Annotated in this window: 6 protein-coding genes, 5 rRNA genes and 1 pseudogene; 4 read left to right on the forward strand and 8 right to left on the reverse strand. The window is 59.5% G+C overall.

What is annotated here, in order from left to right; translation table 11 throughout:
- Nucleotides 1–313: 313 nt before the first annotated feature.
- The 3 genes from rrf (AC1MFI_RS16545) to AC1MFI_RS16555 all read right to left on the reverse strand — a co-directional run bounded on the left by rrf (AC1MFI_RS16545) (nt 314) and on the right by AC1MFI_RS16555 (nt 5906).
- Nucleotides 314–430: ribosomal RNA gene (gene rrf, locus AC1MFI_RS16545) — 5S ribosomal RNA — on the reverse strand.
- A gap of 227 nt (nt 431–657) precedes the next feature.
- Nucleotides 658–3814 (reverse strand): 23S ribosomal RNA (locus tag AC1MFI_RS16550).
- 558 nt (nt 3815–4372) lie between these two features.
- A 16S ribosomal RNA gene (locus AC1MFI_RS16555) occupies nt 4373–5906 on the reverse strand.
- Together the 16S, 23S and 5S rRNA genes form the textbook arrangement of a ribosomal RNA operon.
- Before the next feature lie 776 nt (nt 5907–6682).
- On the opposite strand from AC1MFI_RS16555, the gene AC1MFI_RS16560 reads away from it, so the two are divergent.
- The gene (locus AC1MFI_RS16560) at nt 6683–7966 is read left to right on the forward strand and encodes a class I SAM-dependent methyltransferase (RefSeq protein ID WP_479818283.1); all 1284 of its coding nucleotides are present in this window, start codon (nt 6683–6685) and stop codon (nt 7964–7966) included.
- Between the two features lie 65 nt (nt 7967–8031).
- Here the strand turns inward: AC1MFI_RS16560 and AC1MFI_RS16565 are convergent.
- The 3 genes and pseudogenes from AC1MFI_RS16565 to AC1MFI_RS16575 all read right to left on the reverse strand — a co-directional run bounded on the left by AC1MFI_RS16565 (nt 8032) and on the right by AC1MFI_RS16575 (nt 10179).
- Nucleotides 8032–9339, reverse strand: a pseudogene (locus tag AC1MFI_RS16565) (ISL3 family transposase).
- Between the two features lie 133 nt (nt 9340–9472).
- Entirely contained in the window at nt 9473–10012 is a 540-nt protein-coding gene (locus AC1MFI_RS16570; RefSeq protein WP_479818284.1) for an MmyB family transcriptional regulator, read from the reverse strand.
- 5 nt (nt 10013–10017) lie between these two features.
- Nucleotides 10018–10179, reverse strand: coding sequence for a hypothetical protein (locus AC1MFI_RS16575; RefSeq protein WP_479818286.1), 162 nt, complete (start codon nt 10177–10179; stop codon nt 10018–10020).
- Between the two features lie 101 nt (nt 10180–10280).
- On the opposite strand from AC1MFI_RS16575, the gene AC1MFI_RS16580 reads away from it, so the two are divergent.
- The 3 genes from AC1MFI_RS16580 to AC1MFI_RS16590 all read left to right on the forward strand — a co-directional run bounded on the left by AC1MFI_RS16580 (nt 10281) and on the right by AC1MFI_RS16590 (nt 13384).
- Nucleotides 10281–10772, forward strand: coding sequence for an SDR family NAD(P)-dependent oxidoreductase (locus AC1MFI_RS16580; RefSeq protein ID WP_479818288.1), 492 nt, complete (start codon nt 10281–10283; stop codon nt 10770–10772).
- Nucleotides 10773–10838: 66 nt separating this feature from the next.
- On the forward strand, nt 10839–11900 hold the full coding sequence (locus AC1MFI_RS16585; protein ID WP_479818289.1) for an SDR family NAD(P)-dependent oxidoreductase: 1062 nt from the start codon (nt 10839–10841) through the stop codon (nt 11898–11900).
- A 233-nt stretch (nt 11901–12133) separates the two neighbouring features.
- Nucleotides 12134–13384 carry an IS256 family transposase gene (locus AC1MFI_RS16590; RefSeq protein WP_479820930.1) on the forward strand — a complete coding sequence of 417 codons (1251 nt, stop codon included), beginning with the start codon at nt 12134–12136 and terminating at the stop codon, nt 13382–13384.
- A gap of 121 nt (nt 13385–13505) precedes the next feature.
- On the opposite strand, the gene rrf (AC1MFI_RS16595) is transcribed toward AC1MFI_RS16590, so the two are convergent.
- Both rrf (AC1MFI_RS16595) and AC1MFI_RS16600 read right to left on the reverse strand, forming a co-directional pair.
- Nucleotides 13506–13622, reverse strand: a 5S ribosomal RNA gene (gene rrf, locus AC1MFI_RS16595).
- A 227-nt stretch (nt 13623–13849) separates the two neighbouring features.
- Nucleotides 13850–17006, reverse strand: a 23S ribosomal RNA gene (locus AC1MFI_RS16600).
- Nucleotides 17007–17053: the final 47 nt, after the last annotated feature.

Here is a 17053-nt window from a genome sequence, read left to right on the forward strand (position 1 = left end):
CCGCGGCGCTCGAGTGCTCGGGCTTCCCGTCTCGTCCGGCGGTGTGCTCCTGCTCAGCCATGGCAGCGGGGTCCTCTCATCAGGTGCCGGAGAAATTCCACCGGCGGGTCTCTATTTTGCTGTGGGTACTACATATCTATGGAACCACGAAGCGCTGCCCGGGTTGTCACCGGTGCCGGCTCCTCGAGCGGATGTGATGGATGCCTCTCGTCCCGGCCTTACGGGCACCATCCCCGGGTGGTGGTCGGGGTGTGGGTTAAAGGGGGGAAGGCCCCGCACCTGGTGGTGTGGGGCCTTCCCTGTGTTAAGTGTTGTCCGGCGGTGTCCTACTCTCCCACACTCTCTCGGGTGCAGTACCATCGGCGCTGTGGGTCTTAGCTTCCGGGTTCGGAATGGGACCGGGCGTTTCCCCCACGCTATGACCGCCGTAACCCTTGCTACCTGACGCACCGTCTCGTCCCGTACCTGGTGGTGCGGGGTGTGGGGTGCCGGTAAATCTGTGGGGTTACATCCGTCGTGCTGGATGTACTCATATTCAGTTGTGGTTCTCCGGTTGTTGGTTGGGAACCGCATAGTGGACGCGTAGCATGTGATCTTCACCGTCCCCCGTGGTCACTGGTGTCCTGGTTGCCCAGGGGTCCCGGTGGGGGGTGGTGTGTGGTGTAAGTTATCGGCTTATTAGTACCGGTCAGCTTCACAGGTCTTTCGTCCCTGCTTCCACATCCGGCCTATCAACCCAGTGGTCTGGCTGGGGGCCTCTCACACTCGAGGTGTATGGAAATCTCATCTTGAAGCAGGCTTCCCGCTTAGATGCTTTCAGCGGTTATCCCATCCGAACGTAGCTAATCAGCGGTGCACTTGGCAGTACAACTGACACACCAGAGGTTCGTCCGTCCCGGTCCTCTCGTACTAAGGACAGCCCTTCTCAAATTTCCTGCGCGCGCAGCGGATAGGGACCGAACTGTCTCACGACGTTCTAAACCCAGCTCGCGTACCGCTTTAATGGGCGAACAGCCCAACCCTTGGGACCTACTCCAGCCCCAGGATGCGACGAGCCGACATCGAGGTGCCAAACCATGCCGTCGATATGGACTCTTGGGCAAGATCAGCCTGTTATCCCCGAGGTACCTTTTATCCGTTGAGCGACGGCCATTCCACAATGTGCCGCCGGATCACTAGTCCCGACTTTCGTCCCTGCTTGAGATGTCTCTCTCACAGTCAAGCTCCCTTGTGCACTTACACTCGCCACCTGATTGCCAACCAGGCTGAGGGAACCTTTGGGCGCCTCCGTTACTTTTTAGGAGGCAACCGCCCCAGTTAAACTACCCATCAGGCACTGTCCCTGACCCGGATTACGGGCCGAAGTTAGATATCCAGAGTGACCAGAGTGGTATTTCAACGATGACTCCACATGAACTGGCGTCCACGCTTCACAGTCTCCCACCTATCCTACACAAGCCACACCGAACACCAATACCAAACTATAGTGAAGGTCTCGGGGTCTTTCCGTCCTGCTGCGCGTAACGAGCATCTTTACTCGTACTGCAATTTCGCCGAGTTTATGGTTGAGACAGCGGGGAAGTCGTTACTCCATTCGTGCAGGTCGGAACTTACCCGACAAGGAATTTCGCTACCTTAGGATGGTTATAGTTACCACCGCCGTTTACTGGGGCTTAAATTCCCAGCTTCGTCCCACGCAAGCGTGAAACTAACCGGTCCTCTTAACCTTCCAGCACCGGGCAGGAGTCAGTCCGTATACATCGTCTTGCGACTTCGCACGGACCTGTGTTTTTAGTAAACAGTCGCTTCCCCCTGGTCTCTGCGGCCCTGATCCGCTCCGGTGAGCAAGTCACCATCACAGTTGGGGCCCCCCTTCTCCCGAAGTTACGGGGGCATTTTGCCGAGTTCCTTAACCATAATTCTCTCGATCGCCTTAGTATTCTCTACCTGATCACCTGTGTCGGTTTGGGGTACGGGCGGCTAAAACCTCGCGCCGATGCTTTTCTCGGCAGCATAGGATCACCGAATTCCCCCATACGGGGGTCCCATCAGATCTCAGGCTCGTGATCGAACACAAGAACGCGGATTTGCCTACGTTCTGCCCTACATCCTTAGACCGGGACAACCATCGCCCGGCTCGGCTACCTTCCTGCGTCACACCTGTTAATACGCTTACCTCCCGAGATCAGGTCCCGCGATCCACAAAAAACCACGTCACCACAAGGGTGGGCGGTCATGCTTCTGGCGGTTAGTATCCCTCGATCAGTATTGGCGGTTTTTCGCCGGTACGGGAATATCAACCCGTTGTCCATCGACTACGCCTGTCGGCCTCGCCTTAGGTCCCGACTTACCCAGGGCAGATTAGCTTGACCCTGGAACCCTTGATCATTCGGCGGACGGGTTTCTCACCCGTCTTTCGCTACTCATGCCTGCATTCTCACTCGTGTAGGCTCCACCGCTGGTTTACACCGCGACTTCACTGCCCACACGACGCTCCCCTACCCATCCACACCCTTGAACCAGGAGAACAAGTCTCCGGCTTGGGATATATGTGAATGCCACAACTTCGGCGGTGTACTTGAGCCCCGCTACATTGTCGGCGCGGAATCACTTGACCAGTGAGCTATTACGCACTCTTTCAAGGGTGGCTGCTTCTAAGCCAACCTCCTGGTTGTCTGGGCAACTCCACATCCTTTCCCACTTAGCACACGCTTAGGGGCCTTAGTTGGTGGTCTGGGCTGTTTCCCTCTCGACTATGAAGCTTATCCCCCACAGTCTCACTGCTGCGCTCTCACTTACCGGCATTCGGAGTTTGGCTGACGTCAGTAACCTTGTAGGGCCCATTAGCCATCCAGTAGCTCTACCTCCGATAAGAAACACGCAACGCTGCACCTAAATGCATTTCGGGGAGAACCAGCTATCACGAAGTTTGATTGGCCTTTCACCCCTACCCACAGCTCATCCCCTCCATTTTCAACTGAAGTGGGTTCGGTCCTCCACGACGTCTTACCGTCGCTTCAACCTGGCCATGGGTAGATCACTTCGCTTCGGGTCTAGATCACGCCACTCTGGTCGCCCTATTCAGACTCGCTTTCGCTACGGCTTCCCCACACGGGTTAACCTCGCGACGTAACACTAACTCGCAGGCTCATTCTTCAAAAGGCACGCCGTCACAACTACTAAGGTTGCTCCGACGGTTTGTAGGCACACGGTTTCAGGTACTATTTCACTCCCCTCCCGGGGTACTTTTCACCTTTCCCTCACGGTACTGGTCCGCTATCGGTCATCAGGGAGTATTTAGGCTTACCAGGTGGTCCTGGCAGATTCGCACGGGATTTCTCGGGCCCCGTGCTACTTGGGATCCTCTCCAAACGGCGTCACGCATTACGGTTACGGGACTAACACCCTCTCCGGCCGGGCTTTCAAACCCGTTCACCTATACGCACGCACTCATTTCACCAGTCCGGCAGAACTGGAACGGAAAGTCCCACAACCCCAGTGATGCAACGCCCGCCGGCTATCACACACCACTGGTTTAGCCTGTTCCGCGTTCGCTCGCCACTACTAACGGAATCACTATTGTTTTCTCTTCCTGTGGGTACTGAGATGTTTCACTTCCCCACGTTCCCTCCACGTACCCTATGTGTTCAGATACGGGTCACCCGGTCACTCGCGCGCCGGGCGGGGTTTCCCCATTCGGACATCCTGGGATCAAAGTTCGGTTATCAACTCCCCCAGGCTTATCGCAGATTCCCACGTCCTTCTTCGGCTCCTGATGCCAAGGCATCCACCGTGTGCCCTTAAAAACTTGACCACTAAGATCAAAAACATATCGAGAAAACCAGGCCCGGACATACGTCCGAAACCAGATTTATCTTAGAAATTGCTTCTTTTTAAGATGCTCGCGTCCACTATGCAGTTCTCAACCAACAACCCCAACACACCCGGACACCACCCCAACCAAGGGGACCGGCGACCAGCATGCGCAGGAAAACCAGAAACAACCCAACCCCCCCCACCACCTCGCACCGACACAGACACCCGGCAAACACCGGACACCCGCACCACCACGAACCACGCAGGAAGGCCCTGTTATCTCAGGACCCAACAGTGTGCCAAACACCACCCGGCAACCACACCGGCAACCCGCTTTCCAGAACCACCACCGAACCGCACCCCACCCCGAAAGGAAGGAACACGGACACAGACGATGAGACGTACTCACGAACCGCCAGGAGCCACCAGGCACCTATTCATTGATATTCCACCCATGAGCACCCACCGCGGAACAAACGCCCGCGCTATGGGCTAACTCCTGCACGCCACACACCCGACACACTGGACGGGCACATGAACATGAGGCGCTCCTTAGAAAGGAGGTGATCCAGCCGCACCTTCCGGTACGGCTACCTTGTTACGACTTAGTCCCAATCGCCGGTCCCACCTTCGACGGCTCCCTCCCACAAGGGGTTAGGCCACCGGCTTCGGGTGTTACCAACTTTCGTGACTTGACGGGCGGTGTGTACAAGGCCCGGGAACGTATTCACCGCAGCGTTGCTGATCTGCGATTACTAGCGACTCCAACTTCATGAGGTCGAGTTGCAGACCTCAATCCGAACTGAGACCGGCTTTTTGGGATTAGCTCCACCTCACAGTATCGCAACCCTTTGTACCGGCCATTGTAGCATGCGTGAAGCCCAAGACATAAGGGGCATGATGATTTGACGTCGTCCCCACCTTCCTCCGAGTTGACCCCGGCAGTCTCCCATGAGTCCCCGGCATAACCCGCTGGCAACATGGAACGAGGGTTGCGCTCGTTGCGGGACTTAACCCAACATCTCACGACACGAGCTGACGACAACCATGCACCACCTGTAAACCGGCCACAAGTGGCTGACACATCTCTGCATCATTCCGGTTCATGTCAAGCCTTGGTAAGGTTCTTCGCGTTGCATCGAATTAATCCGCATGCTCCGCCGCTTGTGCGGGCCCCCGTCAATTCCTTTGAGTTTTAGCCTTGCGGCCGTACTCCCCAGGCGGGGCACTTAATGCGTTAGCTACGGCGCGGAAAACGTGGAATGTCCCCCACACCTAGTGCCCAACGTTTACGGCATGGACTACCAGGGTATCTAATCCTGTTCGCTCCCCATGCTTTCGCTCCTCAGCGTCAGTTACAGCCCAGAGACCTGCCTTCGCCATCGGTGTTCCTCCTGATATCTGCGCATTTCACCGCTACACCAGGAATTCCAGTCTCCCCTACTGCACTCTAGTCTGCCCGTACCCACCGCAGATCCGGGGTTAAGCCCCGGACTTTCACGGCAGACGCGACAAACCGCCTACGAGCTCTTTACGCCCAATAATTCCGGATAACGCTTGCGCCCTACGTATTACCGCGGCTGCTGGCACGTAGTTAGCCGGCGCTTCTTCTGCAGGTACCGTCACCAACCCAAAGAGCCGGCTTCTTCCCTACTGAAAGAGGTTTACAACCCGAAGGCCTTCATCCCTCACGCGGCGTCGCTGCATCAGGCTTGCGCCCATTGTGCAATATTCCCCACTGCTGCCTCCCGTAGGAGTCTGGGCCGTGTCTCAGTCCCAGTGTGGCCGGTCACCCTCTCAGGCCGGCTACCCGTCGTCGCCTTGGTAGGCCATTACCCCACCAACAAGCTGATAGGCCGCGAGTCCATCCAAAACCACAAAAGCTTTCCACCAACATGGCATGCGCCAGAAGGTCGTATCCAGTATTAGACCCGGTTTCCCAGGCTTATCCCAGAGTCAAGGGCAGGTTACTCACGTGTTACTCACCCGTTCGCCACTAATCCCCCCACAAGTGAGGTTCATCGTTCGACTTGCATGTGTTAAGCACGCCGCCAGCGTTCATCCTGAGCCAGGATCAAACTCTCCGTAAATGCATTACAGACACAACAACATCACCCGGGAAAACGGGTGACACCATTGCACAAAATTCGAAACCAGCCAAAAAAACCAGCCACCACACGGGGTGCGGCAACCAGCAAATTCAACCAATCAAAAAACAATCGGTATCAACAAACTTGGCACACTATTGAGTTCTCAAACAACAGGAGCTACCGGCACCAAACACAACCAAACCGCTGTGTCCTCGCTCCGAAGCAACTTTACAAGCTTACCCGCTCCAACCCGGCCTTGCAAATCCGCCCCCAGCCGCACCACCAGTCCGAAAACCAGCACCACAACCAACCAGCAGACCCACACAACCGACAACAAACCAGAAGCCAACCCCAGCACCGTGCACAGCACACGCCGGAACAACTTCAACTTCATCAAGGGGGGTTCGTCACCCTCACCGGGGCAACTCCATAACTATACGACCACCCCACCCCCACCACCAAATCCACCCACACCCCAACCACAACCACCCACCACGACCACACCGACCCCACACGGAGCTATCGGAGGCCCCGTCCGTGCGCAGCCGAACGACAGTCGCCCAACCGGAGGATCCTGCCGTCGCAGGATGCTCCGGTGCAGGCGTCCGTGGAGGAATGGTCGCACGGTCCGTCCCGGACCAGGCATATCCGGTCGTCGGCAGCACGGCGAACAGGGCCTCTCCGATATGTCCCGGCTGGTGAGCGGCAGGCCACAGGAGATGACCATCGTCTCGGTCCTCTGGTCCCGCGGGCCGAGTCGTAGTAGACAGGGCGGCATGAAGAAGAACGAGGGAGTGGCACCACGGCTGGCCGATGCCTTGGGGATCGTCCTGGGCACGAAGGAGATCCCGCTGAGGCTACGGGCGTGGGACGGGTCGGAAGCGGGGCCGGCCGGGGCCCCGGTGCTCGAGTTCCGATCCCGGCGGGGCCTGCGGCGGATGCTGTGGTCCCCGAACCAGCTCGGACTGAGCCGCGCGTATGTCGCCGGCGACATCGACGGGCCCGGAGATCTGTTCGAGAGCTTCTCGGCGCTCAGTTCAGTGGGCAAGTTCGCGGAGTTGAAGGCGTTCAGCCCACCCACGGCCGGCGAGCGGCTACGGCTGGTCCGGACGGCCGTCCGGGTCGGGGCGCTCGGGCTCCCGCCGGCGCCCCCGCCCGAGGAGATGAACCTCAGCCGATCGGGACGGAAGCATTCCAGGAGACGCGACGCTGCAGCGATCTCGCATCACTACGACGTCGGCAACGCGTTCTATGCCCTCGTGCTCGGCCCGTCCATGGTCTATTCCTGTGCCGTCTGGGACGAGGAGACCGTGAGCCTGGATGCGGCTCAGGAAGCCAAGCTCGACCTGGTCTGCCGCAAATTGGGCCTGCGCCCGGGCATGCGGGTGCTGGATGTCGGCTGCGGCTGGGGCAGCTTCGCCCTGCATGCGGCACGGAACTATGGGGTCGACGTCGTGGGTGTCACCCTCTCGAAGGAGCAGGCAGCCCTCGGGCGGGAGCGCGTGGCCGACGATGGCCTCGCCGACCGTATCGAGATCCGCGTCCAGGACTATCGGGATGTCCACGACGGCGCGTTCGACGCGATCAGTTCGATCGGCATGGCGGAACACGTCGGTGGGTGCCAGATCGGCTCCTACGCGTCGCATCTGCGCGGCCTGCTGCGTCCTGGCGGGCGCCTCCTCAACCATGCGATCTCCTGGAACGCAGGTGAGATGCCGGCGGACCCGGACTCCTTCATCCCCCGCTACGTCTTTCCCGACGGAGAGATGCTCAGCCTCACCGTCATGATCGGCGCGCTCGAATCGGCAGGTCTGGAAGTGCTCGACGTCGAGGCGCTGCGCCGACACTACGGCCTGACGCTGCGGGCGTGGGTGCACAACCTCGAGGAGAACTGGGACGAGGCGGTAGGCCTGACGAGCGAGGGACGCGCTCGGGTGTGGCGGTTGTACATGGCCTCGAGCGCGCTCGGGTTCGAGCGGGGGCTGAACGGCGTGAATCAGGTGCTGGTGCAACGCCCGGGTGGAGAGGAACCTCCCCTGCGGCGCCGCGACTGGCTTTGAGCGATCAGATCCGGCCGTTCGGTCTTGATCGGGTTGGGCGGTGGGGTGTGGGTTGAAGGGGGTCTTCACGAACGAGAGTGCAGAACGGGTGTGAAGCCGCCTGATTCGAGCAACGATCGGGCGATGTAGTTGGTGAGGTTCCTGAAGCCGAGAGCTGAACCACGACGGTGCTCGAGCCGTCCGTTTATCGCTTCCGTGGGCCCGTTGCTAGTGCCGGGGCGATCGAAGAACGCAAGAACCTCAGCAGCACGTTGTTTCAACGTCCGTCCGAGCCGCCGGACCTCGACCGGGGCCGCCGGAACTCTGGTGGTGACCGCGTCGATGACGGCCCGCATCATCGCCTTACCCTTCTTCTTATCGGGTTCTCGGTACGCGGCGACGATGCGCTGATAGATGCCCCAGGTCGCTTCGACCTCGAGGTGCTCCTCGGATGCGAAGACCGCATGTAGGCGGGTGCGCTGCTTGTCGGTGAGCAAACCTGCTCCGGTATGCTACGTCCGCCGGGCCCGGTAGAGAGGATCCCCGGAGCGACCTCGATGCCCGGTCGTGGCTTGCTGGAGGCGTTGCCGGCAACGGTCCAATCCGTCACCTGCGAGACGGACAACGTGGAGCGGGTCCATCACCGGAACCGCGTCGGGGAGCTCCTCGGTGGTAGCGGTTGTGAATCCGGTGAACCCATCCATCGCCACCACTTCCACCCCATCCCGCCATGCCTGGGGCCGGTTCGTGAGCCAGGTCTTGAACACCTGCTTGGAACGTCCGTCGACCATGTCCAACAAGCGTGCCGAGCCCGTCTTCTCGCGGATCGGTGTCAGATCGATGATGACCGTGACGAACCGGTCACCGCGCCGGGTATGCCGCCAGACGTGCTCATCCACGCCGATCGTAGTGACCCGATCGAATCGGTGAGGGTCATCGGTGAGCCGGCGTCGGCCTTCCGCGAGGACAGCATCGTTTGCGGCACTCCACGACACGCCGAGCCCGGCTGCGACCCGGGACACTGTGAGGTGATCAACGACAACACTCTTCAATGCCCACTGGAGTCCGCGGCGGGAAATCTTCGCCCTTCGCTGGGCGGCAAGGTCTGTGTCCTGCCGCCATACTCGTCGGCACCCGGTGCACTGATACCGACGGACCCGCACCAGCAGCGTGGTGGGCCGGTGCCCGAGCGGCTCATGCGCCAACTGGCGAACCACCGTGTCTCTGGGCACCCCTTCGGCACCGCAGGACCGGCACCACGCGTCCGGCGCGATCACACGACATTCCAGCACCGCACGCTTCGCATCGAGATGCTGGCCAACGGCTTCGAGGCCGAGCTCGTCGAGCCGGCAGAACGTGGTCAGGTCAGGGGTCGCGAAAGTTGGGTGGGGCATGTCGAGGTCTTCCGGCCGGGATGGTCAGTGTGAGAACTTCCATCTTCCGGGCGACCTCGACTTCTCACCTACCGACCGCGCACCACACGTCGACCACTAAACCCTCGTTCGTGAAGAACCCCTTCGACCCCGATCATTGATAGGTCGATTTGTGAGGAGTGGGGTGCAGTGTCAATGGGAGGCTGCTTGTTCTGCCCCCCCAACTGGCGAGGAACGGTAGCTTTCGGACTGTCTGGGAGTCAGGTTGTGCCGTGTAGACCACAAGGACCTGATCGACGGCTCGTGGTGATGTGACTGTTTCGATGTCGAAGGACAGTTCCCCGACCACGGGGTGCAGGATTCGTTTTGCTGCCGAGGTGTAGTCCTGCACGCTGTGGTCATTCCACCACCGCGCTGCATCCGCGTCCCGCGACGTCAACTCATCGATCAAGGCGGTCAGTCGTTCGTCGGCAGGATGGCGGCCTAGTTCTCCACGGAGAGCGGCGATCGACGTCGCAGCGTATTGCGCCCAGTTCACGATACGTTCCCGGGCAAGCGGGTGGAAGAACATGAACCTTGCCAGGGATGTCGACGGTTGGAGGCCTTCCAGGACTGCGGTGAGAAGCGCATTGGTTGCCAGTACCTCTCCGCGGCGTCCCAGGACGAGGGCCGGCGCATGGTCCAGCGTCGTCATCAATCTCAGTAGTCCGAACTCATGCCTGCCAGCACCGCGAGTTCCTCTTTGCGCAGGCCCGGTACCCGGCGTGGTCCGGGAAAGGCCTCGATACCGGCCGCAGCTGGGGTGAGGGCGTCTCGACGAGAGCGCAGGAATGCTCCGAGCTGTGTCCGATCGGCGATCATTTCCTCACTGTAGATCTCCTGGACCGTCAGAACGTGGTCCTGCCATGCCCAGGTTGAGCGGGGTCTGGTCCGGGCGATCCGCGCGATCTACAACTGAAGGTATGACAACACACACCACACCCACCACAGCGACTCCCCTCGACGGGCGAACTGCTCTTGTCACTGGTTCCACCAGCGGCATCGGAGTTGCCATCGCCGACACTCTGGCCGCAGCCGGTGCCCACGTCGTGGTGAGCGGACGCGACCGAACCCGAGGAGCGGAAGTCACGGCTCGCATCAAGGGAAATGGTGGCCGCGCGGACTTCCTCGCTGTCGACCTGTCGGGTTCTTATGCAGAGATCCGGCACTTCGCTACGGAGGCGACAGCGATGCTGGGAGGACACATCGACATCCTCGTCAACAACGCGGGAATCCACCCTGCGACATCGACCGCTGACCTCACCGACGACGACCTCCACGCAATGCTCGCGGTCAACATCCGGGCTCCACACGTCCTGGCCGCTTCCATCCTTCCCACCATGGCAGATACCGGTGGCGGTGTCGTGATCAATGGCGGTTCGTGGATGGCATCTCTTCGACCCGTCCCGGCATGACGCCGGCCCTGCCCTGAGCGAACAGCGACAACTTACCCGACTACTCCTAAGACAGGGCACCTACCCATGACCACCATCGACTCACCGTTCACTGCCACGAGTACCGCCAGTGAGGTCATCGAGGGCATCGACCTTACGGGCAGGACCGCGATCGTCACCGGCGCTTCCTCCGGCATCGGCATCGAGACCGCCCGCGCCCTCGCACATGCCGGCGCCGAAGTGACGCTCGCCGTCCGCGACATCGACGCCGGACGCCGCGTCGCCGAGGACATCACTGGCACCCGGCCCGGCGTGATCGTCCACGCCTCATTGCTCGATCTCGCCGACATCGACTCGGTCAACCGGTTCGCGGATATCTGGTCGGGCCCATTGCACCTGTTGATCAACAACGCAGGCATCATGATGACCCCGGAGCTACGGACACCTCGTGGTTGGGAGTTGCAATTCGCCACCAACCACCTCGGGCACTTCGCTCTCGCACACCGACTACACAGTGCACTGGCAGCAGCAGGGGGAGCCAGGATCGTGTCGTTGAGTTCCAGCGGGCACGGTATGTCCGACATCGTGTATGACGACCTGTTCTTCGATCAAAGGCCCTACGATGCAGGGCACGCTTACGGGCAGTCAAAGACAGCGAATGTCCTCTTCGCCGTCGAAGCCACCCGACGGTGGGCTACCGATGGAATCATCGCGAACGCCGTCATGCCCGGCGGGATCTGGACCAACCTGCAACGCCACTGGAACCCGGACACCCTCGCCGCAACGAAGAAGCACGTCGCTGCCGCCGGCTTCACGACGAAAACACCGGAACAGGGAGCAGCGACGTCAGTATTCGCCGCCATCTCCCCCCTTCTCGACGGAATCGGAGGTAGATACCTCGAGGACTGCACCGAAGCCGCCGTCGTACCGGAGATCATCAACGGAACCCATGGTGTCCGCGCCTACGCCCTGGACCCCTCCAACGCCACCCGGCTCTGGAATACATCCCTCGAACTACTCGACCGACGCACGGACGACCCAAGGACGACCCAAGGACGTGACCGCAAAAGGACAATCAGCAACCCCCACCGATACGCTGTCTCTCCACGACCAGGACCAGAGTCACAAGGGTTGACTAGGTTCTCCTGATCGGCCTCGCTCGTACACCGCCCAAGCGTTCATCCACCATCCATGAGATGGACGTGCTTTCGCCACTGACCCCACTATCAAGCAACTGCCCACAGCGCTGGGAGCTCTCAAGACACCACATCTCAGACCCGCGCTACACCCTCGGGGACTGTCAGAAAAACGGTGTGTGAGGGTTCGGCCTGATCCGAGAGGAGATGGCCGTGAACGACTTCACGACCGAAGTATCAGAGGCGATGATCGATCCTGTGACGGGAGAAACCATCGATCAGAAGGACCTTGCTGAACGCCTGCTCGCCCAGGCGAAGGAGCAGGGCGTGAGCCTGGTTGGCCCTGGTGGCTTGTTGAGCCAGCTCACGAAGAACGTGCTGGAAACCGCTCTGGAAGCGGAGCTGACCGAGCACCTCGGGCACGAGCACGGGCAGACACCGATCGCAGAGAACATGCGCAACGGTACGAGGCCGAAGACGGTGTTGACCGAGATCGGCCCGGTCGAAATCGAAGTGCCAAGGGACCGGGACGGTTCGTTCGAGCCGGTGATCGTACCCAAACGGAAACGACGCCTGGACGGCATCGACGAGATCGTCCTCTCCCTCTCCGCCCGCGGACTGACCACGGGTGAAATAGCCGCGCATTTCGAGGAGGTCTACGGGGCCAAGGTCTCCAAAGACACGATCTCGAGGATCACGGAGAAGGTCGCCGGCGAGTTGGGCGAGTGGGCTTCCCGTCCGCTGGACCCGCTCTACCCGGTCCTCTTCGTTGATGCGATCGTGGTCAAGGTCCGGGACGGGCAGGTCCGCAACACCCCGTTCTACGTCGTCATGGGCGTCACCACGAACGGGGAACGCGACATCCTGGGCATCTGGGCCGGCGACGGAGGTGAAGGAGCGAGGTTCTGGCTGCAGGTCCTTTCCGAGCTGAAAAACCGAGGCGTCGAGGACGTGCTCATCGCCGTCTGCGACGGGCTCAAAGGCCTGCCCGAGGCGATCAACACGACCTGGGAGCGGACCGTCGTGCAGCAATGCGTCGTGCACCTGATCCGCAACAGCTTCCGCTACGCCGGCCGGCAACACCGGGACGGAATCGTGAAAGCCCTCAAACCCGTCTACACCGCGCCGTCCGAAGCGGCGGCGAAGGACCGGTTCGCGGAGTTCGCAGCCGAGTGGGGCCAGCGGTATCCGGCGATCGTAAACCTCTGGGAATCCTCCTGGGCGGAATTCGTGCCGTTCCTCGAATACGACGTGGAGATCCGACGGGTCATCTGCACGACGAATGCGATCGAGTCGATCAACGCCCGCTACCGCCGAGCGGTGCGCGCCAGGGGCCACTTCCCGAACGAGGCCGCGGCGCTGAAATGCCTGTATCTCGTGACCCGGTCCCTTGACCCCACTGGCGGCGGCAAAGCACGCTGGGTGATCAGGTGGAAGCCGGCGCTCAACGCGTTCGCGATTACCTTCGCGGGCCGGTTCGAGAAGACCACTTACTGATGAAAACCGCCGGACCCCACACACCGTTTATCGGACAGTCCCCACCCTCGTTCGTGAAGAGCCGTTAAAGGGGGGAAGGCCCCGCACCTGGTGGTGTGGGGCCTTCCCTGTGTTAAGTGTTGTCCGGCGGTGTCCTACTCTCCCACACTCTCTCGGGTGCAGTACCATCGGCGCTGTGGGTCTTAGCTTCCGGGTTCGGAATGGGACCGGGCGTTTCCCCCACGCTATGACCGCCGTAACCCTTGCTACCTGACGCACCGTTTCGTCCCGTACCTGGTGGTGCGGGGTGTGGGGTGCCGGTAAATCTGTGGGGTTACATCCGTCGTGCTGGATGTACTCATATTCAGTTGTGGTTCTCCGGTTGTTGGTTGGGAACCGCATAGTGGACGCGTAGCATGTGATCTTCACCGTCCCCCGTGGTCACTGGTGTCCTGGTTGCCCAGGGGTCCCGGTGGGGGGTGGTGTGTGGTGTAAGTTATCGGCTTATTAGTACCGGTCAGCTTCACAGGTCTTTCGTCCCTGCTTCCACATCCGGCCTATCAACCCAGTGGTCTGGCTGGGGGCCTCTCACACTCGAGGTGTATGGAAATCTCATCTTGAAGCAGGCTTCCCGCTTAGATGCTTTCAGCGGTTATCCCATCCGAACGTAGCTAATCAGCGGTGCACTTGGCAGTACAACTGACACACCAGAGGTTCGTCCGTCCCGGTCCTCTCGTACTAAGGACAGCCCTTCTCAAATTTCCTGCGCGCGCAGCGGATAGGGACCGAACTGTCTCACGACGTTCTAAACCCAGCTCGCGTACCGCTTTAATGGGCGAACAGCCCAACCCTTGGGACCTACTCCAGCCCCAGGATGCGACGAGCCGACATCGAGGTGCCAAACCATGCCGTCGATATGGACTCTTGGGCAAGATCAGCCTGTTATCCCCGAGGTACCTTTTATCCGTTGAGCGACGGCCATTCCACAATGTGCCGCCGGATCACTAGTCCCGACTTTCGTCCCTGCTTGAGATGTCTCTCTCACAGTCAAGCTCCCTTGTGCACTTACACTCGCCACCTGATTGCCAACCAGGCTGAGGGAACCTTTGGGCGCCTCCGTTACTTTTTAGGAGGCAACCGCCCCAGTTAAACTACCCATCAGGCACTGTCCCTGACCCGGATTACGGGCCGAAGTTAGATATCCAGAGTGACCAGAGTGGTATTTCAACGATGACTCCACATGAACTGGCGTCCACGCTTCACAGTCTCCCACCTATCCTACACAAGCCACACCGAACACCAATACCAAACTATAGTGAAGGTCTCGGGGTCTTTCCGTCCTGCTGCGCGTAACGAGCATCTTTACTCGTACTGCAATTTCGCCGAGTTTATGGTTGAGACAGCGGGGAAGTCGTTACTCCATTCGTGCAGGTCGGAACTTACCCGACAAGGAATTTCGCTACCTTAGGATGGTTATAGTTACCACCGCCGTTTACTGGGGCTTAAATTCCCAGCTTCGTCCCACGCAAGCGTGAAACTAACCGGTCCTCTTAACCTTCCAGCACCGGGCAGGAGTCAGTCCGTATACATCGTCTTGCGACTTCGCACGGACCTGTGTTTTTAGTAAACAGTCGCTTCCCCCTGGTCTCTGCGGCCCTGATCCGCTCCGGTGAGCAAGTCACCATCACAGTTGGGGCCCCCCTTCTCCCGAAGTTACGGGGGCATTTTGCCGAGTTCCTTAACCATAATTCTCTCGATCGCCTTAGTATTCTCTACCTGATCACCTGTGTCGGTTTGGGGTACGGGCGGCTAAAACCTCGCGCCGATGCTTTTCTCGGCAGCATAGGATCACCGAATTCCCCCATACGGGGGTCCCATCAGATCTCAGGCTCGTGATCGAACACAAGAACGCGGATTTGCCTACGTTCTGCCCTACATCCTTAGACCGGGACAACCATCGCCCGGCTCGGCTACCTTCCTGCGTCACACCTGTTAATACGCTTACCTCCCGAGATCAGGTCCCGCGATCCACAAAAAACCACGTCACCACAAGGGTGGGCGGTCATGCTTCTGGCGGTTAGTATCCCTCGATCAGTATTGGCGGTTTTTCGCCGGTACGGGAATATCAACCCGTTGTCCATCGACTACGCCTGTCGGCCTCGCCTTAGGTCCCGACTTACCCAGGGCAGATTAGCTTGACCCTGGAACCCTTGATCATTCGGCGGACGGGTTTCTCACCCGTCTTTCGCTACTCATGCCTGCATTCTCACTCGTGTAGGCTCCACCGCTGGTTTACACCGCGACTTCACTGCCCACACGACGCTCCCCTACCCATCCACACCCTTGAACCAGGAGAACAAGTCTCCGGCTTGGGATATATGTGAATGCCACAACTTCGGCGGTGTACTTGAGCCCCGCTACATTGTCGGCGCGGAATCACTTGACCAGTGAGCTATTACGCACTCTTTCAAGGGTGGCTGCTTCTAAGCCAACCTCCTGGTTGTCTGGGCAACTCCACATCCTTTCCCACTTAGCACACGCTTAGGGGCCTTAGTTGGTGGTCTGGGCTGTTTCCCTCTCGACTATGAAGCTTATCCCCCACAGTCTCACTGCTGCGCTCTCACTTACCGGCATTCGGAGTTTGGCTGACGTCAGTAACCTTGTAGGGCCCATTAGCCATCCAGTAGCTCTACCTCCGATAAGAAACACGCAACGCTGCACCTAAATGCATTTCGGGGAGAACCAGCTATCACGAAGTTTGATTGGCCTTTCACCCCTACCCACAGCTCATCCCCTCCATTTTCAACTGAAGTGGGTTCGGTCCTCCACGACGTCTTACCGTCGCTTCAACCTGGCCATGGGTAGATCACTTCGCTTCGGGTCTAGATCACGCCACTCTGGTCGCCCTATTCAGACTCGCTTTCGCTACGGCTTCCCCACACGGGTTAACCTCGCGACGTAACACTAACTCGCAGGCTCATTCTTCAAAAGGCACGCCGTCACAACTACTAAGGTTGCTCCGACGGTTTGTAGGCACACGGTTTCAGGTACTATTTCACTCCCCTCCCGGGGTACTTTTCACCTTTCCCTCACGGTACTGGTCCGCTATCGGTCATCAGGGAGTATTTAGGCTTACCAGGTGGTCCTGGCAGATTCGCACGGGATTTCTCGGGCCCCGTGCTACTTGGGATCCTCTCCAAACGGCGTCACGCATTACGGTTACGGGACTAACACCCTCTCCGGCCGGGCTTTCAAACCCGTTCACCTATACGCACGCACTCATTTCACCAGTCCGGCAGAACTGGAACGGAAAGTCCCACAACCCCAGTGATGCAACGCCCGCCGGCTATCACACACCACTGGTTTAGCCTGTTCCGCGTTCGCTCGCCACTACTAACGGAATCACTATTGTTTTCTCTTCCTGTGGGTACTGAGATGTTTCACTTCCCCACGTTCCCTCCACGTACCCTATGTGTTCAGATACGGGTCACCCGGTCACTCGCGCGCCGGGCGGGGTTTCCCCATTCGGACATCCTGGGATCAAAGTTCGGTTATCAACTCCCCCAGGCTTATCGCAGATTCCCACGTCCTTCTTCGGCTCCTGATGCCAAGGCATCCACCGTGTGCCCTTAAAAACTTGACCACTAAGATCAAAAACATATCGAGAAAACCAGGCCCGGACATACGTCC

This window comes from Arthrobacter sp. BC5 (assembly GCF_056680255.1).